Annotated in this window: 20 protein-coding genes; 16 read left to right on the top strand and 4 right to left on the bottom strand. The window is 37.2% G+C overall.

Features of this window, described 5'->3' with window-relative positions; genetic code table 11:
• Position 1: 1 nt before the first annotated feature.
• Entirely contained in the window at positions 2-1,189 is a 1,188-nt protein-coding gene (locus A1704_RS00840; RefSeq protein WP_062669557.1) for a PepSY-associated TM helix domain-containing protein, read from the top strand.
• Between the two features lie 388 nt (positions 1,190-1,577).
• On the opposite strand, the gene A1704_RS00835 is transcribed toward A1704_RS00840, so the two are convergent.
• The gene (locus A1704_RS00835; protein WP_062669555.1) at positions 1,578-3,068 is read right to left on the bottom strand and encodes an aminotransferase-like domain-containing protein; all 1,491 of its coding nucleotides are present in this window, start codon (positions 3,066-3,068) and stop codon (positions 1,578-1,580) included.
• 66 nt (positions 3,069-3,134) lie between these two features.
• On the opposite strand from A1704_RS00835, the gene A1704_RS00830 reads away from it, so the two are divergent.
• From A1704_RS00830 to bioA, 5 genes are all read left to right on the top strand, one after another.
• Positions 3,135-3,758 carry a hypothetical protein gene (locus A1704_RS00830; protein WP_062669553.1) on the top strand — a complete coding sequence of 208 codons (624 nt, stop codon included), beginning with the start codon at positions 3,135-3,137 and terminating at the stop codon, positions 3,756-3,758.
• Positions 3,751-4,860: an aminotransferase class I/II-fold pyridoxal phosphate-dependent enzyme gene (locus A1704_RS00825; protein WP_062669551.1), complete on the top strand. Its 1,110-nt coding sequence runs from the start codon at positions 3,751-3,753 to the stop codon at positions 4,858-4,860. Before A1704_RS00830 ends, A1704_RS00825 begins: the two co-directional genes overlap by 8 nt.
• Positions 4,861-4,914: 54 nt before the next feature.
• Positions 4,915-5,529, top strand: coding sequence for a dethiobiotin synthase (gene bioD / locus A1704_RS00820; RefSeq protein WP_062669549.1), 615 nt, complete (start codon positions 4,915-4,917; stop codon positions 5,527-5,529).
• On the top strand, positions 5,529-6,512 hold the full coding sequence (gene bioB, locus A1704_RS00815) for a biotin synthase BioB (protein WP_062669547.1): 984 nt from the start codon (positions 5,529-5,531) through the stop codon (positions 6,510-6,512). Before bioD ends, bioB begins: the two co-directional genes overlap by 1 nt.
• 278 nt (positions 6,513-6,790) lie before the next feature.
• Positions 6,791-8,083 (top strand): adenosylmethionine--8-amino-7-oxononanoate transaminase, encoded by a 1,293-nt coding sequence (gene bioA / locus A1704_RS00810; protein WP_062669545.1) that lies wholly within the window; start codon positions 6,791-6,793, stop codon positions 8,081-8,083.
• Positions 8,084-8,184: 101 nt separating this feature from the next.
• Here bioA and A1704_RS00805 read toward each other — a convergent pair whose 3' ends face one another.
• A complete protein-coding gene (locus A1704_RS00805) occupies positions 8,185-8,739 on the bottom strand; it encodes a hypothetical protein (protein WP_062669542.1) in 555 nt (184 codons plus the stop codon).
• 58 nt (positions 8,740-8,797) lie between these two features.
• Positions 8,798-9,112 carry a winged helix-turn-helix transcriptional regulator gene (locus A1704_RS00800; RefSeq protein ID WP_062669540.1) on the bottom strand — a complete coding sequence of 105 codons (315 nt, stop codon included), beginning with the start codon at positions 9,110-9,112 and terminating at the stop codon, positions 8,798-8,800.
• A gap of 92 nt (positions 9,113-9,204) precedes the next feature.
• Here A1704_RS00800 and A1704_RS00795 point away from each other — a divergent pair, with 92 nt between their 5' ends.
• Both A1704_RS00795 and A1704_RS00790 read left to right on the top strand, forming a co-directional pair.
• A complete protein-coding gene (locus A1704_RS00795; RefSeq protein WP_062669538.1) occupies positions 9,205-9,975 on the top strand; it encodes an MBL fold metallo-hydrolase in 771 nt (256 codons plus the stop codon).
• 55 nt (positions 9,976-10,030) lie between these two features.
• The gene (locus tag A1704_RS00790) at positions 10,031-10,738 is read left to right on the top strand and encodes a DUF421 domain-containing protein (protein WP_062669536.1); all 708 of its coding nucleotides are present in this window, start codon (positions 10,031-10,033) and stop codon (positions 10,736-10,738) included.
• A gap of 12 nt (positions 10,739-10,750) precedes the next feature.
• Here A1704_RS00790 and A1704_RS00785 read toward each other — a convergent pair whose 3' ends face one another.
• On the bottom strand, positions 10,751-11,956 hold the full coding sequence (locus A1704_RS00785; protein ID WP_238590559.1) for a CynX/NimT family MFS transporter: 1,206 nt from the start codon (positions 11,954-11,956) through the stop codon (positions 10,751-10,753).
• A 71-nt stretch (positions 11,957-12,027) separates the two neighbouring features.
• Between A1704_RS00785 and A1704_RS00780 the strand changes: the two genes are divergently transcribed.
• The 8 genes from A1704_RS00780 to A1704_RS00745 all read left to right on the top strand — a co-directional run bounded on the left by A1704_RS00780 (position 12,028) and on the right by A1704_RS00745 (position 22,856).
• Positions 12,028-12,810 carry an AraC family transcriptional regulator gene (locus A1704_RS00780; RefSeq protein ID WP_062669532.1) on the top strand — a complete coding sequence of 261 codons (783 nt, stop codon included), beginning with the start codon at positions 12,028-12,030 and terminating at the stop codon, positions 12,808-12,810.
• Positions 12,811-13,390: 580 nt separating this feature from the next.
• Entirely contained in the window at positions 13,391-13,999 is a 609-nt protein-coding gene (locus A1704_RS00775) for a hypothetical protein (RefSeq protein ID WP_062669530.1), read from the top strand.
• An 85-nt stretch (positions 14,000-14,084) separates the two neighbouring features.
• Entirely contained in the window at positions 14,085-15,260 is a 1,176-nt protein-coding gene (locus tag A1704_RS00770) for an MFS transporter (RefSeq protein WP_062669527.1), read from the top strand.
• Positions 15,261-15,262: 2 nt separating this feature from the next.
• On the top strand, positions 15,263-16,027 hold the full coding sequence (locus tag A1704_RS00765; RefSeq protein WP_062669525.1) for a siderophore-interacting protein: 765 nt from the start codon (positions 15,263-15,265) through the stop codon (positions 16,025-16,027).
• Between the two features lie 66 nt (positions 16,028-16,093).
• Positions 16,094-16,663, top strand: a complete 570-nt coding sequence (locus tag A1704_RS00760) for a Crp/Fnr family transcriptional regulator (RefSeq protein WP_062669523.1) — start codon at positions 16,094-16,096, stop codon at positions 16,661-16,663.
• A gap of 133 nt (positions 16,664-16,796) precedes the next feature.
• Positions 16,797-17,159 carry a hypothetical protein gene (locus tag A1704_RS00755; protein ID WP_131797460.1) on the top strand — a complete coding sequence of 121 codons (363 nt, stop codon included), beginning with the start codon at positions 16,797-16,799 and terminating at the stop codon, positions 17,157-17,159.
• A 200-nt stretch (positions 17,160-17,359) separates the two neighbouring features.
• Complete coding sequence (locus A1704_RS00750; RefSeq protein ID WP_062669519.1) at positions 17,360-21,697, top strand: CusA/CzcA family heavy metal efflux RND transporter; 4,338 nt, start codon at positions 17,360-17,362, stop codon at positions 21,695-21,697.
• A gap of 7 nt (positions 21,698-21,704) precedes the next feature.
• Positions 21,705-22,856, top strand: coding sequence for an efflux RND transporter periplasmic adaptor subunit (locus tag A1704_RS00745; protein ID WP_062669517.1), 1,152 nt, complete (start codon positions 21,705-21,707; stop codon positions 22,854-22,856).
• The last annotated feature ends 176 nt before the right edge of the window (positions 22,857-23,032 follow it).

The following is a 23,032-nucleotide window of genomic DNA, read 5'->3' as shown; positions in this document are numbered from 1 at the left end:
AATGAAGCTGAAATTCAGAAAAATTGCCTATCAGTTACATCTATGGCTCGGACTAACGTCCGGGCTTATAGTTGTTATCATGGCTGCTACAGGATGTATCCTGGCTTTTGAAGAAGAATTAAAACATATTGTTCACCCCAACCGATATTATGTTGAAAACATTGGAAGAAACAAACTTTCATTGGCTGAACTTACGGAAAAAGCAGAAAAAGTACTTCCTGAAGGATTGAAAGTCAAAAGGGTAGTGATGCCTTCCGATCCCTCACGAACGTATGTATTTCGTACCTTAAAAATGGACAATGAAGCATGGACGTATTGGGGAACCTATCTTTATTATTACCGGATTTATGTGGATCCTTATACCGGAAAAGTACAGGAAGTAGAAGATGCCAAAAAGGACTTCTTTGAAATTGTACTGGATCTTCACAGAAGACTTTTGCTGGGTGAGAAAATAGGAAAAGCAATTACCGGTTATTCCACACTGATATTTGCTGTGATTCTTCTATCAGGGCTTGTGATATGGTATCCCCGTAAAATTAGCAAAAGCATGCTGAAAGGAATGTTTTTCATTAAAATATCGGCCAACTGGAAAAGAATCAATTATGACGCTCATAATGTCTTAGGATTCTATGCCATCATTCCTTTACTTTTAATATCTTATTCTGCATTGATATGGAGCTTTGAAGATGTAGATAAATGGGTAAAGAATACACTGAACGGAAACATTCCAACAGAAAAGAAAGCCAAAAGTACAATTCCTTCCGAAGAATTTTCAAACCGAAAAAACATTCTCAATCTCATTGGAAATACCATGGAAAAAGGGATGAAAGACAAAAAATCAGCACTTGTCAATTTTCCGAGATCGGAAGAAGGAACTTATTATGCAGAGTTGACCTATGACGCAAGACAATACAGGAATGAACAGTTTAATTTTGATCAGTATTCAGGAGAAGTTTTAAAATCTCAATCTTATAAAAACAAAAATACCGGATATGGAACCGCATTAAGGGAAAGAAATTACGATCTTCACACCGGAAGTATTCTGGGAATAACTACCAGAATTATTTATTTTCTGGCAGCTATTATTGCAACTTCACTTCCCATCACCGGTTTTATCATCTACTTAAACAGAAAAAAGAAGCAACCGAAGCATAAGAAAAACAAAATAATTTTTCCTTCTCATCATTAATAAAGAGAAGAGGTTATCTCAAAAGTCAAATGACGTGGTTTTTGTGGCTTTGTCATTCTGACGAAGGAAGAATCTCATTATAATTTAACTAAGAGATTCTTCACTACATTTCATTTCGTTCAGAATGACACTTTGACGTAGCCTCTTCACTTTTACTATTCAAAGCAAGAATATACAGTATCAATTTTATCGCATATAAAATCCTCGCGCCTTAAAACACATTGTTTTGGTCATTATTTGCGCCTTCGCGTTCAAAAATAAGATAATCTTTTTTTTGGAAAGTCACAAAGGCGCAAGTTTTTTAATATTAATGCATTTTTAAGACGCAAGAAAATCAAAGATTTTCAGTAAGTGAAGCCGTAATTTATTCAATCGGCGAGAGATCTCATCACCCAATCAATCCCTTCACATTTTTTGAAAACACCTCAATTCCTTTATTCATCTCTTCAACATTCAGATCTCCGAAACCTAAACGAATAGCCGTAAGCCCTTTATTCTGATATAACAATGTTTTAGGAATAAAAAGATTGTCCTTCGCACAATTTCTACTCAGCTGCATCAGGTTCAGCGGAATATTCCATTCCAGCCATATAGCCAGTCCACCGGAGGGTTTTTCAAAAGAGATAAACTCACCTAGATTCTCTTCCAGCAATCCGGAAAAATAATCACGCCTTTCCTGATAAACTTTCAAAGATTTCTTCAGATAACGGTTGATTTCTCCTTCTGCAATCATTTCTCCAAGTGCTCTTTCCATCAGAATATCGCCTTGACGGTCTATAATTCCCAGGTATTTACGCATTTCTGTCATCAGATTCTCAGGAGCCACAATAAATCCTGTCCTGAATCCCGGTGCCAGAGATTTCCCGAAAGAACCGATATAGATCACCATTCCGTTGGTATCAGCACTGGCTAAAGGAAGAATTGGACTTTTATCGTAATGAAATTCATAATCGTAATCATCTTCAAGAATAATAAATCCATACTCATTGGCTAGTTCCAGCAACTCGAAACGTCTTTGAGCGCTCAAAGCAACTGTAGTAGGATAGTGGTGGTGCGGTGTCAGATAAAGCATCCGGATTTTCTGCTTTTTACAGGCTTCCCGTACGCTTTCTACTATAATTCCTTCTTCATCAATCGGAATTGAAACAATGTCAACACCAGCTTTCATAAAGATCATATTGACGGAGAAATAACTCAAAGCTCCCACCAATACGGTGTCACCTTTGGAAAGAAGAATCTCGGAAACAATATAAATACTCATTTCCGTGCTTCTGGTAATGAGAAGATTGTTCTTAGAAATAGGAAGTCCACGGGAAAGATTCAGGTATTGGGATAAATGTTCTTTAAAAAATTCACTTCCGTCATGATTATAATGTCCAAACGCTTTTTGGTTAGATTTACGTTTTAAAATAGAACTGTAAAATCTTGAATGCTGCCCTATCTGCGTCAAACGAATATCCGGAACCCCATCATTAAAGACATATTCACAATTGGAATGCTCGAAAGGATTATCTAAAATATTGGATGTTTTAAATGAAAAACCAGTCGAAACAGGGTAATTTTGAAGGTTATTTTGCTTAAAATCATTCAATTTAACAGGTTTTTCCTGATCTTTTCCAATAACAAAAGTTCCTTTGTTGGGAAAACTCTCCGTCCAGCCCTGGGCTGATAATTCATCATATACTGCAACGGCCGTATTTCTATGGATTTCCAGCATTTCACTGAAAGTTCTTGTCCCCGGAAGCTTGGTTCCGAAAGGCAAAAATCCCCGCTGAATTGCATTGATCAGCTGGTTGGCAATCTGCATATAGATAGATGTTTCTGATTTTCTATCAATTTTTATAAAACTTTCGTAAGGAATCTTAACCGGACTATCCATAATATCAAAACTGGCACAGTATAACCATCCGGCAATATACTACTTTTGACATCAAAATAAAAATCTATGGAATTTCATCATCTGTTAAAAAAAATTGTACAGGAAGGAAGTATCCACGCCAAATGGCTGAACACGCTTTCATTTATGGAAAATGCCGGTGCAAGAAAAATATCAAAATGTGAACATCCAACATTAGTTTCTCAAATCCAGCTGAAACATGCTGCTGAAGAGCACCGCCACGCCTATTATTTAAAAAAGCAGATTGGGAAAATAAACCCTGAATTATGCAAAACCTATGAAAGCACAGAACTTCTGGCTCCTATCGCAACAAGCCAATATCTTCACTCATTAGATATTAAAGCCTGTCGTTATCTTCAGGAAGCTTTCCAACTTAATAAAACAGATATCAAATATGCTGCCTATCTTTTCGTAACCTATGCTATTGAGGTTCGGGCGGATGAACTTTACCCTGTTTATCAGCAGGCACTTACCGAAGCTTCTTCTAAAATTATGGTAAAATCTATTATCCTTGAAGAAGAAGGACATCTGGAAGAAATGATTCATCAGCTCAATGAATTCTCACCAGACTGGAAACACCATGCAGATCATATTCTGGACATAGAAAAAGAACTGCATAAAGAGTGGATTAATGCGATTACAGAAGAAGTAGCTCAATTAAATTATGCTTAGCAATACTTTACCTTTTCAGGAATCCCTTGATAAACGAAGAGACAAAGGAACCTTAAGAAGTTTAAGGCTTCTATCCGATGGAATTGATTTTTATTCCAATGATTATCTGGGGTTTGCAAAAAGTAAAGACCTTCAACAATTACTGCTGCAAAAGATTATCGATAACCCTCAACTGCTTTCGGGAAGCACAGGTTCAAGGTTAATTAGCGGAAACAGTGATATCGCAGTTTCCGTGGAAAATGAGATTGCGCAGAAACATCATTTTGAATCGGCATTGCTCTTCCCATCCGGATATAATGCCAACCTTGCTTTGTTTTCAACGCTTCCCAGCCGTCATGATGCCATTATTGTGGACGAACAAATTCATCGGTCAGTACATGATGGTTGCAAACTATCCAATGCTAAAAAACTGAAATTCAAACACAATGATATCGAAGATCTTGAAAATATTTTAAAAAGACAGAAAGGACATTGTTATATTGCAATAGAAAGTCTTTATTCGATGGAAGGAGATTTTGCTCCTGTTCAGGAAATCGCTGCCCTTGCCAGCAAATATAAATCTTCTTTGATTGTTGATGAAGCCCACGCCTTCGGCGTTTTTGGATATGGATTGATTGAAAAATTACAGTTACAGAACCATGTTTCAGCAGCTGTGGTGACCTATGGAAAAGCTCTCGGGGCTCATGGAGCAGCTATTCTCTGTAATGAAACAGTGAAATCTTACCTGATCAATTTTGCAAGTCCTTTCATTTATACCACATCAGCACAGGATTTCCAATGGATGAGCATCAAAACAGGATATGAATTTTTAGATCAAAATCATGAACTGGCTGAAAAACTTCAGAATAACATCAAAGTTTTCCGAAGCAGTAAATTACAGTCTCCATCGGCAGAAACAAGTCCAGTGCAGGCTATTCTAATTCCGGATAATCACAAACTGAAAGAATTACAGAACATTTTATCTGAAGAAGGATTTTTAACCTATGCTATATACAGTCCTACAGTAAAAGAAGGAAGCGAAAGGTTGAGAATATGCCTTCATAGCTTTAATACAGAAGAAGAAATTATGAAACTGACGGGAATTATTAAAGAGTTTATTTAAAGCAAAAAAGATTCAAAACCCGTAACACGAATCCCGAACCCCGAATCTCAAAACATGAAATTATTTATAACAGGAATAGGAACCGAAATAGGAAAAACAGTTTGCTCAGCCGTTTTGGTTCAGCATTTTAAAACAGAATACTGGAAACCGATACAATCAGGAGATCTGCACTATACAGACAGTCATAAAATTGAAGCATGGACAGATACCAACTTTTGTCATCCGGAAACTTACCGCTTACAACTGGCTGCATCACCACATCAGTCTGCAAGAGAAGAAAATATAACCATCAATCTGAATGATTTTCAACTCCCCAATACAGCAAATCCTCTGATTGTAGAAGGAGCAGGAGGGCTTATGGTACCCATATCAGATACTACTTTTATGATAGATCTTATTGAAGAATTAAACATTCCGACAGCATTGGTAGTCAGAAATTATTTAGGCTGCATCAATCATAGCCTGCTCTCAATTTTAGCTTTACAACAGAGAGGAATTAAGTTGGAATATTTAATTCTTAACGGAGATTTCCCCGAAGATACAGAAAGAGTGATCTGCAGTTTTATTGAAAAAGAAACAAAAATTATAAAGATTCCCGAAATCAACAGTACGGATAAGGAATCTATACAACATGCTGCAAAGCAATTAACAATAACAAAAATAGGATAATGGATACAAAAACAACATTGAGAAATAACTGGACTAAAGAAGAGATCGAGGAAATTTATCACCTTCCTCTAATGGAACTGATCTATAAAGCAGCCACAGTACACCGCGAATGGCATGATCCTTCCGAAGTACAGATTTCAACATTATTATCTATCAAAACCGGCGGATGTCCTGAAGACTGCTCCTATTGTGGGCAGGCAGCCCGTTATCACACGGATATTAAAGTACAGGCTTTATTACCTACAGAAACTGTAATTGCTCACGCTCAAAAAGCAAAAGACTCGGGATCTTCAAGATTTTGTATGGCAGCAGCATGGCGTGAAGTTCGTAATAACCGCGATTTTGACAGGGTGATTGATATGGTAAAAGGAGTCAATGATCTTGGCCTTGAAGTTTGCTGTACATTGGGAATGCTTACCGAAGAACAGGCGATCAGACTTCAGGAAGCCGGATTATATGCGTACAACCACAACCTTGATACTTCTGAACAGTATTATGAGGAGATCATCTCTACCAGAACTTTTGACAACAGGATCAATACGATCAACAATGTAAGAAAAGCAGGAATCACAGTATGTTCCGGAGGAATTATCGGACTTGGTGAAACGCATAGAGACAGAATTTCAATGCTTTTAACATTGGCAACAATGCCAAAACATCCGGAATCCGTTCCAATTAATGCATTAGCAAGGGTAGCGGGAACACCATTAGCGGATAATGAAAAAGTAGATACGTGGGAAATGGTAAGAATGATTGCCACAGCAAGAATCGTAATGCCATCTTCTATGGTGAGATTAAGCGCAGGACGTATAGAAATGACTGAAACAGAACAGGCATGGTGCTTTATGGCAGGAGCCAATTCCATTTTCACGGGAGAAAGAGAAACTTTACTGGTAACACCAAATCCGGGAGTTTCTGAAGATATGCAGATGCTGCAGACCTTAGGATTGAAACCTATGATGAAAAAAGAAACATGCTGCTAGTAAATTATAAACGATAAATAATGAGTGATGAGCTGGATTATTGGTATTATAGTGCTTATTATAAAACTGGTTTTTGAACTTTTATAAACTGCTCTATAAGTTGGAAAACGCAAAGGCGCAAAAGCTTAGTAAGCAATATTTTCTTGCGTCCTTAAATATCACACGCAATCTATAATAAAACTTTGCGTCTTTGCGATCAATACAACATTTACGCCAACATATTCAACTAAATTATTGTTAAATCCATCTCCATCACTTATTACTTTTTAGATCAATATATGAATACATTAACCAAAGAAATCAGTCTGCAGGAGAGAGATAAAGCGGTGAACTGGCATCCGTACACGCAGATGAAAACAGCTGATGATGCCATTCCTATTGTAAAAGGAAAAGGAATTTATCTGTATGATACCGAAGGAAAAAAATATCTGGATGTCGTTTCATCATGGTGGGTAACATTGCACGGCCATTCTCATCCTTATATTGCACAACGTGTTTTTGAACAGTTGAATACACTGGAACAGGTGATTTTCGCAGGATTTACCCATGAGCCGGCAATACAGCTTTCAGAAAATTTACTGAGACTTCTGCCTGATAACCAGGAAAAGGTCTTTTATTCGGATAACGGCTCTACCGCAGTAGAAGTTGCTTTAAAAATGTGTATTCAATATGCATACAATAAAGAGAAAAAGAAGACAAAGATTTTAGCTTTTAAAAATGCGTATCACGGAGATACTTTCGGGGCTATGTCTGTAAGTGGAAAAAGCTTTTGGACAAGACCTTTTGAAAGTATGTTGTTTGAAGTTGTTTTTATAGATACACCCAATGCAGAAAACCTGAAAAGTCTGCGGAGACAGATTAAAGAATTAGCGGATGAGGCGGCTTGTTTTATCTATGAGCCATTAGTTCAGGGGGCTGCCGGAATGCTGATGTATAAAGCTGAAGACCTAAGCCAGCTAATGAAATTCTGTAGAGAAGAAGGCGTTCTCATGATCCAGGATGAAGTTTTTACAGGGTTTGGAAGAACAGGTAAACTTTTCGCAGCAGATTATCTTACGGAAAAGCCGGATATTATGTGTTTTTCAAAAGGATTGACAGGAGGAACGATGCCTATGGGAATTACAACCTGCTCCAATGAAATTTATGAGGCTTTCCTTTCTGAAGACCGTTATAAAACCTTATTTCACGGGCATTCGTTTACAGCTAATCCTCTAGCCTGTACCGCGGCACTTGCCAGTATGGAATTACTATTGACAAATGAAACTCAAATGAATATTAACCGCATCACTCATCAACATTCAGAGTTTGTGAAAGTACTTGCTTTGCATCCTCATGTAGAAAAGGTTCGTCAGATCGGAACTATTTTAGCGTTCGATTTTAAAACCGGGAATGATACTTCTTATTTCAATGAAATAGGGAAGAAGCTTTACAATGAATTCTTACAGAGAGGAATTATTATGAGGCCGTTAGGAAATGTAATCTATCTGGTTCCTCCATATTGTATTACATCGGAAGAATTGGATTTTGTCTATCAGAATATTACGGAGGTACTGGATCAGTTTAGAGAATAAAAGATCCGGTCCGGTAATAATTATTTTTAATTTTTTTAATATACCTTATAGGTTTCCAGGACCTATAAGGTTTTTATGTTGAATGCCAGTGCCGGTATTTTTTAAATATCCTGTTCTGATTTCTTCAAAATAGCAATCAATTCTTTTAATTCATCTTTATTGAATTCCAGCAAGTTCTGATTAAAATGATTGGATGGAATTTTGATATAATTCACCCATGAAGAAAGTTTTTCACGATAAACACTTCCGAATTCAATATTACTCATCGTTACAAACTTATATCTGGTTTCCTGGCCAGCCTTTTCATTTTCTTTCTGTTCTACCATCTGAAGAGCCTGAATCAGTTTTCCCAATTCATTTTTGTCAATAGTAAGTGTCTTTTTGGAGATTTCATCAAAGGTTTCATATTCATACATAATTCCAAGAAAAGTATCCGATGAATTGTCAGAAATATCTTTCGTTACAATTTTTTGAATATTCAGGTTTTTAAATTTACCTAAATTGATGATTTTCTTTTCAATTAATGTTCCTTTTCTTGAATTGACAGTTAGGCCGCGGGATGTTGTGTTGGATCTTTGAATCGTTGGTGGTGGCACTATCTGTGCAGTTACCCATGTGCCTATTGCGCAGGAGATCAAAATAATGATTCTTTTCATTTGTAAAAAATTGTTATTAGTTTTTTTTCAACAATATATAAAATATTTAAAAATAATTTTATCCCAATTCATTTCCCCATAAATGAAGTTCGGAAAGAATAGGTCCCAGTTTTTGTCCTTTCTCTGTTAATTTATAATAGACTTCCGGTGGGAAATTATAAACTTCAATCCTTTCAATAATAAGGTCTTCTTCCAACTGTTTCAGCTGTTCTGCCAATACTTTCTTGGAAACCCGGGGCATATTCCGCCAAAGTTCTACAAAACGTACCCGATCTTCTTCAAAAAGATTGTGCAGGATCAGAGGCTTCCATTTCCCTGAAAGAATATTCAGGCTTCTTCTTAATCCACAGTTTTTAAATTCTTCGAAATTCATAACACAGTTGAATATTTGTGGTTAACCTTTTGGTAACCTTCGATTGTTTTACCCTCATCGGGTAATAGCTTTGTTCTACAAACATACTCAAAATGAAATTACAATTATGGCGCAATGCAACATTGCTATTAAATATTGATGGAATTTCCGTCCTTGTAGATCCTATGCTGGGTGAAAAAGACTCTATGGGGAAAATGCCTATGACGGACAGTGAATTACTGAACCCACTTACAGATCTGCCTTTTAATAAAGAAGAATTAAATAAAAGATTAAAAGAAATTGATGCTGTTGTCGTCACCCATCTTCATCCTGATCATTGGGATCCTGCAGCCGTCGGACTTCTTGATAAAAATATTCCGATCATCTGTTCGGATATTATTGCAGACCACATTGCTGCACAGGGATTTACCAATATTATTGCTGTGAATAATAAGATTCAGTGGAAAAATATTGAGATATCTGCCACGAAAGGACAACATGGAACCGGAGAAATAGGAGAAAAAATGGGTATCGTAAATGGTTTTGTTTTTAAAAAAGAAAATGAATCCGTTTACATAGCAGGAGACACGATTTGGTATGATGAAATTGCATCAGAAATTGACAAACACCAACCACAGCACATTATTGTTGCCGGAGGAGCCGCCACTTTCTCTGTGGGAGATCCTATTATTATGACCAGTGAAGACATTGTAAAGGTCTGTGAATATGCACCGGATTCTACTGTTTGGGTAACCCATCTGGAAGCGGTAAGCCATTGCAGAGAAGACCGGAAATTTATTCAGGGAAAAATAACAGAAAAAGGACTCGAAAATCAATGTTTCATATTGAAAGACGGAGAAGAGGCGAGTTTGAAACAGATGTGAATAAATAACAGGAGTTATGGCTTATTTTTTGAATATTTCCTGATAAATAATTTATATGCTGTCAGTTTTTCTCTTAAATCTTGATTGGAAAGAATTATTATTGGGACACGAAGAATGGTCTTTTCTCTTGGAGATCATTCTTCGTACCATGATTATGTTCATTGCCATCATCATCGGACTTAGAATTTTAGGAAAAAGAGGGGTAAAACAACTCTCAATCTTTGAATTGGTAGTCATTATTGGCCTGGGATCGGCAGCAGGAGATCCTATGTTTAATAAAGATGTTGGAATTATTTCGTCCCTTATTGTTTTTATTGTTATTATTCTTCTATATTCTATTGTGACGCATTTTATCGGAAAAAGTAAAAGTTTTGAAAATCTGGTGGAAGGAAAATCCATCTGCCTGGTAGAAAATGGAGAATTCTCCATTAAAAACTTTCAAAAAGAAAACCTTGGGAGTGACGAATTCTTTGCAGAGCTGAGACTAAAGGGAATTTCGCAACTTGGCCAAATTGAAATGGCTATAGAAGAAATATCAGGAGAAATCAGTGTATTTTTTTTAGAAGATGAATTTGTAAGGTATGGACTTCCTATTATGCCAGGCTCATTACATAATCCGTTACGATATATTCGTGAGGAAAGACATTACTCTTGTATATTCTGTGGGTATACTGAACATAAAAGAGAGGGTAATGCCGGACGCTGCCCGAAATGCCAAAAAGAAGAATGGGTAGCATCCAGCAATAAAAGACGTGTCACCTGACCTTTGACTATCCTAATCCTCAACATATTTATTTCTCGCTGCTTTCAATCCAAAATACAGCATCAGTATTACCGCACAGCTTAACAAATAGAATGAACTGTTCCAGGAAGTATCCCAATCATGAAGTTTTCCAAACAACGGAGGCCCGAACGCTGCAATCAGATATCCTACAGACTGAGCCATTCCTGATATCTTAACGGCATTGATACTGCTTTTCGTTCTTGTAGAAAAGAAAAGAATTGACAAACTGAAAGATAATCCATTAGAAATACCAATTATCACCGCATTCCCATAAATCCACTGAGATTTCAGAAAGACAAACATCATTGTACTGCTGAACATCAGGGTACATATGAAAAGGATCATAAGTCTCTGGTCTTTCATTTTACTGGCAATAATCGGACAGCAAAACGTCACAGGAATCATGGTAATCTGAATTACAAAAAACACCCAGCCGGAGCTTTCTCCCTGCATATGAAAATCCGCAAGAAATGAAGGAAGCCATGCTACCAGGCAATAATAAAATAAAGACTGCAGTCCCATAAAAATACTGATATTCCATGCCTGGGCAGATTTGAACATATTAAAATCTGAAATACTGAGCGCTGTTTTAGGTGGAGCCGGATTTCTTTTGTTAAATATAAATTCCAATGATAAAACAAGGAAACCTAATGCGGCAATCACCAGCCATATTCCCAGAGAGCCTTTCCATCCAAAACCTGTCAGTTCTCCTATTTTCACACTGAATCCGGAAGCTAAAGCTGCTGTAAGATTCATCGATACCGCAAAAATTCCTGTCATAAGACCTATCTGCTTCGGAAAATTATTCTTAACATATCCCGGAGTGACTACATTTCCAATGCATATTCCTAAACCAATGAATAGAGATCCTAAAAACAAAAGCCATAGAGATCCACTGATTCGCAAGAATAATCCAAAACTTAGAATAATCAGAGAATACATAAGCAGTTTACTGATTCCAAACTTATTGGAAAATCTGCTCACCAGTACAGAACAGGCGGCAAACATAAACAGGGGAATAGAAGTAAGCAGACTCACCTGAAAATTATCCAGTTTCAAAGCCTCCCTTACTTCTCCAAGTACAGGAGCAACCGCCACAATCGGTGAACGGAGATTGCTGGAAATAAGTATAACTACCAGAACATTAATAATTAATAAAACATACGAAGCATTCTTTTTTACTTCATTCTTCATCATAATAAAAACTTTTGTACAAAATTAGCACAGTAATTTTGTTTAATTTTGCCAAAGTTTTAACCTGAAACGACATGAATGCTAATGACAGTATAAAAATAGATGAACTGAAAAAGCCTTATTTTGTATGGTTTGAAGAAAACTGGGTGCATGATAATGTTCTGCATCACCATCAGAAAGGGCAGCTCGTGTATGTAGAGAGTGGTTTCCAGTACATAACTATCGAAGAAAAAATCTATCTCCTCCCTCAAAATCATGCCGTATGGATCCCACCAAATGCAGTCCATAAAACCAATTCCCATTCTGAAAAGATCAAACTGATGATCATGTTTGCGGAGATCAGTATCCAAGAATCTTTTTATCAAGATGTGAAGGTATTTTCTGTTCCTCCGGTTTTAAAGGAAATGATAAAATATGCAGAGAAATGGTCTAAGCTGATGACTCCGGATCATCATGAAAGCTTGTTTCTGAAAGCATTGTTCAACGAACTTCCACGGTTTGTAGAACATTCCCTGACTCTTCATATTAGTCTTCCCAAAGATAAACGCCTTGCTAAAGTCATAGAACATCTCCACAGTCATTACCGAAATGAGATCAAAATGGAAGACCTGAGTGATACAGCACTTTTATCTTTCCGTACTCTGGAGCGTATTTTCAAAAAAGAAACAGGTCTTACTTTAAGCAAATATCAGCAAATGCTTCGTATCATCAAGAGTCTGGAATATTTGAGTTCCGGAAATCTTACCATTTCAGAAACAGCTTATGAAGTAGGGTACAAGAGTGTTCAGGCTTATACCAGAAGTTTTTATTCTGTGATGAAATTCAGGCCCACTGATTTTATTAAAACCATTCAATAGTTTTTTTAATCTTTATAAAAACAGTTTGAAATTATTAAAAAAGGGGAGTTATTAACATTATAAAACTTCGTACATTCCTTTAAAGAAAAGCAATCAACTGAATTAAATAAGAAAATATTTCACATTTCGCCCGTTTTTCCACTTCATTAGTCAATATTCAATTATGATATTATTGAAAATAAAAAGGTCTCCACGGATGGAGACCTTAAAAAAACACAAATGATGAAAAAAAATTATTTCGATTCACAAATATAAACAAAAATCATGTTATGCAAAACAGTATAAGTTTATTTTTTTTAAAAATTATTGATTTTTCCTAAAAGTAATTATTTCCTAAATCTTCCTTGTTTTCTTTGAGATTCCGAAATAAGCAATATAAAAACCTCTCCTGATAAATATAATTCGCCATTTGAAGAATTGTACGCATGTTTTTTACGCAAAATAAAGAAATCTCAAAAAGTGAATTATTATCAGAATACGACTTTATAAAGATAATAATTAAACACACGCTTAACTCTTTTGTGATCCTACTCATAAATTCTGAAAGTTTTTTGTACTACTTTGGATAAAAACCTGTCATATGAGTCCAAAGATATTTAAAGGAGTTCCTGCACAAAAGTTCGGTGGCTTCCATGATACGGAAAGCAGAAAAGTTTTTGACCAGGATCTGATTCCGGAAAAGTTTAACCTATTAAAAGAAAGATTCTTTTCAGTTAATAATTGGGAAAATTATACCGGAAAAGCTTTCGCTGCATTTAAATTATATGATTTTAATGGGAATCCTGCAGACCGAGAACCTCAAAAAGGAGATTTTATCAGGATTGATATTCCTGGTCCGGGAGAACCTGAGGCTAAAGGGTACGATTGGGTAAAAATAACAGATATCTGCTTCTATCAGGACAGTTTTTCTGAAAGTATATCAATCACATGCAGACCTTCGATAAATCCTCAAAATAAAAAAAGTCGTCATATTGCCCATTTTTATAGTTCTGCAGCCAGCTCAACTTTTATGATATCCCGCAATATAGCTTATTTAAAAGCAGCCGTATACGGACGAAATGAAAGACCCAACTGGAACGCAAAGCTTCCGGATGTCATCAGAAATCTTGCTACTGCTTTAGGAGGAATGCTGGGAATTGCAAAAATACAGTGGAAACAACTTACGGATAGTTTTCTGGATTTTGATTAATGCCATTCTTCCTTTTTTGATCTAAGTCAAAGTTTTTTATCTGTTGTACCGGGACCTTTGCACCCGAATATTTTAAACAAAATTTATGAGTACAACATTAGAAAAAGGACAGACTATTAATTTCTATCAGGCAACGGCTCCTATTATCATTTCGGTATTTTCAGTTTACCTTACCATAGGAATTGCGTTGGGAGTACTTCCCAGGTTTGTTCAGAACACGTTGGGTTTTGACAGCATTATTGTAGGACTTGTGATTGGTCTGCAATCATTGTCAACACTTTTAACCCGTGCCTATTCCGGAAAAATCACAGATACCAGAGGTGCTAAGAAAAGTAAAATGTCCGGCGTAATACTGGCTGTTATTGCAGGAATTGCTTATGTCCTGGCAGTATTATTTCAGACTCAACCGATTCTGGCACTTGCTTTTCTCTTATTGGCAAGAATTATTCATGGGATTGGTGAAAGTTTTCTCGTTACAGGAGCATTAACGTGGGGAATAGGTCTTGCAGGACATTCCAGTTCGGGAAAAGTAATGACCTGGAATGGTATTGCCATGTATGCGGGAATTGCAATCGGAACTCCCATCAGTATCTGGTTAAGTAAAGAATACAATATTTTTCCTGCTTTTCTTCTTATTGCCTTACTTCCGCTGGTAAGTTGGCTTTCCACAGCAAAACTTCCTTCTATTCCCGTAGATAAAGATCATATAAGAATGCCTTTCTACAAAGTAATTGGTACCATATCGGGTCAGGGTCTGAGCCTTGCTTTTTCATCAATGGCTTTTGGATGTATTGCTTCTTTTATTGCCTTGTTTTTCTCTCAAAAAAATTGGGGTGATGCTTCTCTTGCCTTTATGATCTTCGGAGCATGTTATGTGCTGACCAGAATTTTATTTGCTTCTTTTCCGGATAAATACGGAGGATTTACAATAGCCTTGATCTCTCTGATTATCGAAGTGGCAGGACAAATGCTGATCTGGACCTCTGCCTCCAAAACATTGGCTATTATCGGATGTGGATTGACGGGAGTAGGATTTTCATTGGTCTTTCCTGCATTGGGAGTTCTTGCCATTCAACAAGTAAAGCCGCAGATGAGAGGAACAGCACTAGGAGCCTATGTCGCATTTGTTGACCTTTCATTAGGATTGGCAGGTCCTATAGCAGGATTAATTGCCGGCTGGTTTGATTATCAGACTGTATACCTGTTCGGAGGAATCAGCTGTGTCATTGCAATGATTATTTTACTATTTAACAAAAAATAAAAATGGAATATTCCCTAATATCTCAAGTAAAAGAAACGAAAAAAATACGTTCTGTATTTACCGTTAAAAAGAAACTCTTTATTACACCGCATTTAATCCGTGTCATATTTAATATTGATAAAAAACAGACTGAACTATTGGCTAACGTTAAGTCAGGATCTAATAATAAAATATTTATACCCGCTGAAGAAGAAAACGTAGCTCTCATCAGAACGTATACCAACAGAAAAATTGACCTTGAAGAAAAGGAACTGAGCATTGATTTTGTAGCTCATGGTGACAACGGACCAGCTTCTGCATGGGCATTGAAGGCCAATCCAGGTGATGTATTGGAAATAGGAATGAAAGAAAGCACAAAACCTTTAATTCCGGATGCTGATTTTTATCTGATGGCAGGAGACGCAACGGCTCTGCCTGTGATTTGTGCCATCGCAGAACAGTTTCCTTCCTACGTAAGAGCAAAAATAATATTGGAAGTCGCAGATAAAGAGGACGAACTGATCTTATGTTCAGCAGCAGATTTATCTGTAGAATGGCTGCACAATCCTCATCCTGAGCAGGGAAGCATGCTTGCCGAAGTGGTGAAATCTGTTCAGTTTCCATCAGGTGTATTGAAAGAATATGTTTACATCGCTGCAGAATATACTACTGTACATGAGCTTCGCACCTATTTTAAAACAAACCTTAAATGGGACACCCAAGCCCTATACGCCTGTTCCTATTGGAGAGCAGGGCAACCGGAAGGAAAAACTTCTGAAAGCACTTAAGAAGCAGGAATAGCAATAAGTTTTTAACATATTTATTGCTACATTTGCGGTGACTGATTTAAATAAATGGAAGACGTATTAGTTTCATATATTAAAAGCAAAATATCAATAACAGATGAAGAATTGAAAGTTATTCTTTCTTATTTCAAACCTGTCAAATTAAAAAAGAACGAGCTTCTCGTTACCAATGTTCATTCTCCCAAAAAAACATTCTTTGTTGTAAAAGGCTGTTTAAGGATATTTTACATTAATAAGGAAGGGCAGGATTCTACAAGATATTTTGCTTTTGAAAATCAGTTCGCTACAGCGCTTCATACCTTTATTACTTCGGAACCTTCTGATGAACTTCTTCAGGCAGTAGAAGATTCAGAGGTCTATTATATTACCCATCAGGATTTTTATCATTTATTGGACATTATTCCTCAATGGGAAAAATTTTACAGAATTTATATTGAAATTGCCTGTATTGCCAACACTAAAAGGCTGATGTCTTTTATGGTGCAGGATGCTCTTGAAAAATACAAACAGTTACTGGAAGAAAATCCGATTATTGTACGCCGGCTTTCCAACAAACTGGTGGCTTCCTATCTTAATATCTCACAGGAGACACTGAGCAGACTGAAGTCAAGGCTTTGATTTTTTGTTTGATAAACCTAACATTTTTACGAAGAGTTATTATTTATTTAAACTGCTTTTAAACTGGCTAAAATTCTCAAAAAATTAATACTAAAGCCCATTCAGAAAAAATTTAAGCCCTATATTTGCACTCATGTTAAAATGGTTCTCCATATTATGTTCAATGATGTATGTGCTGGCTACCACCAATGCGGGGGAAGTACTGAAAGTGCCTATGTTTGTGGAACATTTCATGGAATACCATGGAAGCTTTTCAGAATTTGTAATGGAGCACTATGATAACCACAAAGAGGATTCAGACTGGGATACCGATCAGAAGCTGCCGTTTATCAATCCTCCTATCGTACTGACCGTACACGCACAGCTTCCGGAGCTTTCATTCGAAATAAAAAAACCTAAGGAAATTACTGTTTCAAAGAAAAGCAGTATTTACAAGGAAAAAGACTTTTCCAACCAATACCTTTCTCAGATTTTCCAGCCACCGCGGCTTTCTTAATCAACTTCACATTGAAAATTAATGCTTTATGTTCTTACCTAAAGCAGTGAATTTTTGTTACATATCAATTAATTCGTAATGCATTGTATTGATGCTTAAGCCTTAACCAAAGAAGTTACAAATGCATGTTTTGATACTTTAAGTTTTGGGAGCATTTCAGCTTTTATAAAGCATTCCGGATTACCATTAATCTTTTTTCCATGTTAAATAAAATTATTGAGTTTTCTGTAAAGAATAAACTCATCATTGCTCTGTTTACTGTGGCTCTCATCCTCTTTGGAGTCTATGAAACCACTAAACTTCCTATTGATGCCCAGCCGGACATCACCAATAATCAGGTTCAGATCATTACTACTGCTCCTTCATATGGTGCAGCAGATATAGAACGTCTTGTTACGTTTCCTATCGAACAGGCTACCAGCAATATCAGCGGAATTACAGAGCTGAGAAGTTTCTCCCGTTTCGGACTTTCATTAGTGACGGTAGTTTTTGATGATAAGACGGATGTGTATTGGGCGCGTCAACAGGTTCAGGAACGGCTGCAGCTTGTTCAGGACAATATACCGACAGGAATCGGTAAGCCGGAATTAGGGCCTATTTCAACAGGGTTGGGAGAGATTTTCCAATATGTGGTAAGAGCCAAAAAAGGATACGAAAATGTATATGACGAAACAGAACTGAGAACCATTCAGGATTGGGTGGTCAGAAGACAGCTTTTGGGAACAAAAGGTGTGGCAGATGTAAGCAGTTTCGGAGGAAAACTGAAACAGTATGAAATTGCCATTAATCCTAATAAATTACAGGCATTTAACATCAACATCAATGATGTTTTTGCAGCATTGGAAAAGAATAACCAGAATACCGGAGGTGCATATATTGAAAAGAAAGAAACCGTTCTGTTTATCCGCAGCGAAGGACTACTGGGAAGTACAGAAGATATTGGAAGCATTCAGGTAGCGGAAACTAAAGAAGGAATTCCCGTGCATATTAAAGATGTAGCGTCTGTCAAGATCGGTTATGCGACAAGGTATGGTGCTATGACCTATAATGACACCGGAGAAGTATCCGGAGCAATTGTTCTGATGCTGAAAGGAGAAAATGCCAATGTCGTTATCGGAAATATTAAACAAAGACTGGAGAAAATCCAGGAATCATTACCGGAAGGAGTGGTGATTGAGCCTTTCCTTGATCGCGCTAAAATGGTGAACAATACCATCAGTACTGTAAAAACAAACCTGATGGAAGGGGCTTTGATCGTTGTTTTCATTCTGGTATTATTTTTAGGAAATTTCAGAGCAGGATTACTAGTGGCTTCCGTTATTCCTTTGGCCATGCTTTTCGCCATTATCATGATGAATATTTTCGGGGTTGGAGGAAATCTGATGAGTCTTGGAGCGCTAGATTTCGGTCTTATCGTAGATGGTGCTGTCATTATTGTGGAAGCCGTGCTGCATCAGCTTGCTCATAAAAAGTACTTTGGGAAAGACAATATGCTCACCAAAAAAGAAATGGATGATCAGGTTTCAGGCTCTGCGACCAAAATGGTTAACAGTGCAGTTTTCGGACAGATTATTATCTTAATTGTATATCTTCCGATTTTTACCCTGCAGGGAATTGAAGGAAAAATGTTTAAGCCTATGGCTCAAACTGTTGCCTTTGCCCTGATCGGAGCATTTATTCTTTCCCTGACTTATATTCCGATGATGAGTTCTCTGGTATTAAGCAGAAAGAAAAAAGAAAAAGAAAACATCTCGGACCGCGTCATGGGTAAAGTGGAAACCGGACATCAGCAATTACTGATGAAAGCTCTTAAATTCAGAAAAACTATCATCATTGGTGTGCTAATCCTGTTTGCAGGTGCTGTTTTTATCCTTTCCAGAATGGGTGGAGAATTTATACCATCTTTGGAGGAAGGCGACTTTGCTGTCGAAATGAGAATTCTTCAGGGAAGTAATATCAATGAAACCAAGAAAGCCACTACACAGGCGGCGCATATTCTTTTAACACAGTTTCCTGAAGTAGAAAAAGTAGTCATGAAAATTGGAAGTGCAGAAATTCCCACGGAACCAATGGCAATGGATTCCGGAGATATGATCGTCGTTTTAAAGCCTAAAAAGGAATGGACCTCTGCAACGACATTTTCTGAGCTTTCTGACAAAATGAGCAAAGCTTTAAGCATTATTCCGGGGCTGACAACCAGTTTTCAATTTCCTGTACAGATGCGTTTCAATGAGCTGATGACCGGAGCAAGGCAGGATGTAGTCTGCAAGATTTATGGTGAAGACCTGGACAGCCTTGCCGCCTATGCAAAAAAGCTGGGAAGCATCATCAACACCGTAAAAGGTGCTCAGGATCTATATATCGAACCAGTAGTAGGTGCTCCGCAGGTTGTGATTGATTATAACCGTTCGGAACTTTCCCGATACAATATTTCAGTGGCGGACATCAACAGGGTAATTAATATGGCTTTTGCAGGGCAGACCGCAGGTGCTTTGTATGAAGGCGAGAAAAAGTTTGATATCGTTGTCCGCATGGATAATGAACATAAAAAAGATATTACCAGCATTCAGAATCTTTTGGTTCCAACTTCTTCAGGAGAACAGATTCCTTTGTCACAATTGGCTAAAGTAGAGCTTAAAAACAGTCCGAACCAGATTCAGCGGGAAGATACTAAAAGAAGGATTATTGTAGGTTTTAATGTGAGAGGAAGAGATGTCCAGAGTATTGTTGAAGAACTTCAGCAAAAAGCAGATAAAAACCTGAAACTATCACCAGGATACACTGTTTCTTATGGAGGTGCTTTTGAAAACTTAAATGAAGCCAAAGCCAGACTGGGAATCGCAGTTCCTATTTCGTTAGTAATGATTTTCCTGCTCTTATTCTTTGCTTTCGGTTCTGTAAAACACAGCTTGTTAATCTATACTGCTATTCCATTATCTGCGATAGGAGGGGTGTATTTTCTGGCATTGAGAGGAATGCCTTTCAGCATCAGTGCAGGTGTAGGATTCATTGCATTATTTGGAGTTGCCGTACTTAATGGAATTGTTTTGATATCAGAATTTAACCGATTGAAAAAGAATGGAATAGCCAATACCAGCAGAATTGTACTGATAGGAACAAAAATCAGGCTTCGCCCGGTTCTAATGACTGCGTTTGTAGCTTCTCTGGGGTTTCTTCCCATGGCCATCAGCAACGGTGCAGGAGCCGAAGTACAGAGACCTCTGGCAACGGTGGTGATCGGAGGATTAATGCTTGCCACTCTTTTAACCTTGTTTGTCCTTCCAATTTTATACGTCCTCTTTGAACATATTAATAAAGATAAAATGAAATTCTCAAAAAAAACCAACTATAAAAAACTGTCTGTTTTCCTGTTGTTAATATCCTTTGGAACTTATCAGGCTCAGGAAAATATTACCTATGATCAGGCTTTGGAAAAAGCATACCAGCAGAATGGTACTCTTAAAAATTCAAAATTAGTCTCAGATTATCAGGAAAAACTGAAAGCCAGTTATCTGGATATTCCCCAGACGGAAATTACCGGAGGATTTGGCCAGATTCAGGGAGAGGAAACGGATAATTCATTCGGAATCACTCAAAGATTCAGTTTTCCAACGGTGTATTCAAAAAGAAAACAAATGCTGGATGCCGAATGGTCTGCCAGTGTCATCAATCAGAATCTGACCAGGGCACAGCTTACCAAAGAAGTAACAAGTGTTTTCTACAGGATACTGGTGCTTCAGGAGAAGAAAAAAGTGCTGGAATACATCAGCCAGCTTTACAATAATTTTGCAGATAAAGCCGGATTAAGATTAAAAAAAGGGGAAGCCAATATTCTGGAGGAATCCACCGCAGAAATCCAGAAAGAACAGATCAAAGTACAGTTGAATACGTTAGAAAACGACGTGAATATTGCAAAACTTCAGCTTCAGTTATTACTTCAGTCAGAGGTTCCGTACCAACCAGTTGCCGATCGTCCCACGGTGAATATCGGACTTCAGATTTCAGAAGAAATGGTACAACAGCACCCTGAGCTTCAATATCTGCAGCAGCAGATCAAAGTAGGAGAGGCAGAAGTACAGCTTGAAAAAAGCAGGCTGCTTCCGGATCTTCTTATAGGATACACCAATCAAAGTATGAAAAACATCAATAATAATCGGTTCAATTCGGTTCAGGTAGGAGTAGGAATTCCACTGTTCACCAAAGGACAGAGAGCTTTGGCAAAGGCAGCACAGGCAAAAATAGCCATCTCCGAAAATCAGTACCAGAGAAAAGAAATTGAACTTAAAAACAGATTGAAACAACAGTTGACTACCTATATGAACCAACAGCAGATCATCGAAAATTATGAACAAAAACAGCTTCCAAAATCCGAAACTATTCTAAAAACTGCTCAGAAACAGATGGAGGTTGGAGAAATAGATTATCTGGACTGGGTCATACTGGTGAATCAGGCCGTAAAAACCAAAGCAGATTATATTGATCAGCTTGAAAAACTGAATCAGATCGGAGCTGAACTTCAATTCTTAATTTCAAAATAATATCAACATGCATTTCAAGAATATATCCCTATACAGCGTGGCTTTCATCCTTACTTTATCTTCATGTTCCGGTAAAAAAGAAGAAGAAAAAACGGTTTACGAAAACACCAAATTTTCCAAGAATGACAAAAACTCCGTTCATCTTACAGAAAAACAGATTCAGTCTGTAGGGTTAACAACAACCAGTATTCAGAACAGGAATATGGAAAAGCTGGTGAGATTAAACGGAAAGGCAGAAATTGCACCATCTCATATCAGTTTAGTTTCCAGTATTATGGGTGGACATATTAAATCGATCAATATCATTAATGGAAGTCATTTCAGCAAAGGACAAGTGCTTGCAGTAGTGGAAGACCCTCAGTTTATACAATTGCAGCAGGATTATCTGGTGACCAAAGCTCAGCTCGAAGCGGCAAGACTGAATTTCAACCGTCAGAAAGATTTAAATACAAGCAAAGCCAGCAGTGACAAAACCCTACAGACTGCTCAGGCAGATTATTCTACTTTGAACGCCACTTTAAAAGGGTTGGAAGAAAAACTGAGAATCATCGGAATTAATGCCAAAGGTCTGACTACCGGAAATATCAGAAGTAAAATCAATATTTATGCTCCTTTTACAGGTTTTGTAAGTAAAATTCTTGTGAATAACGGGCAGTATATCAACCCGGCAGATACATTATTTGAGCTGATTAATCCAGCTGGATTACTTTTAGAACTCAAGATTTTTGAAAATGATGTGAATGATGTAAAAGTGGGGCAGGAAATTCTGGTGTACAACAATCAGAATCCGGATGTGAAATCCAATGCTAAAATTGTCAGCGTAGTTCCCAGTATTGAAAACGGTGGTTCTGCAACGGCAATTGCCAGATTATCTTCTGTGAATACTGAATTTGTAAAAGGAATGTACGTGAATGCCGAAGTGAATATCAGCAGTCGTTATACAATGGGACTTCCTAACGAGGCTGTAGTGTCTTTTGAAAATAAAAATTATGTTTTTGAAGATCTTGGAAAATCCAATTACAAAATGATTCCAGTGGTCACCGGAATTGCTGACGATCAGTTTACGGAGATTGTAAAAGCAGATGCTTTAAAGGATAAGAAAATTGTACAGAAAGGAGCCTACAGCCTTCTGATGATGCTTAAAAACAAAGCAGAATAATTAAAGTGAAATCATAAAAGTCACAAAAGCTTTTGTGACTTTTGCGGTTAGAATAAAACAGACAAGAAGAAAAGATCAGTTATTCAGCTGATCTTTTTTTATTTTAAACAATTCAAAAAAATGACATTTGACATGTTTTCAATAATTAAAATACTATTTGACGCATAATTCATTTT

Source organism: Chryseobacterium cucumeris (assembly GCF_001593385.1).
Taxonomy (GTDB): domain Bacteria; phylum Bacteroidota; class Bacteroidia; order Flavobacteriales; family Weeksellaceae; genus Chryseobacterium; species Chryseobacterium cucumeris.
The sequence above is the reverse complement of the archived record's forward strand: the minus strand, read 5'-3'. Positions and strand labels throughout refer to the sequence as shown.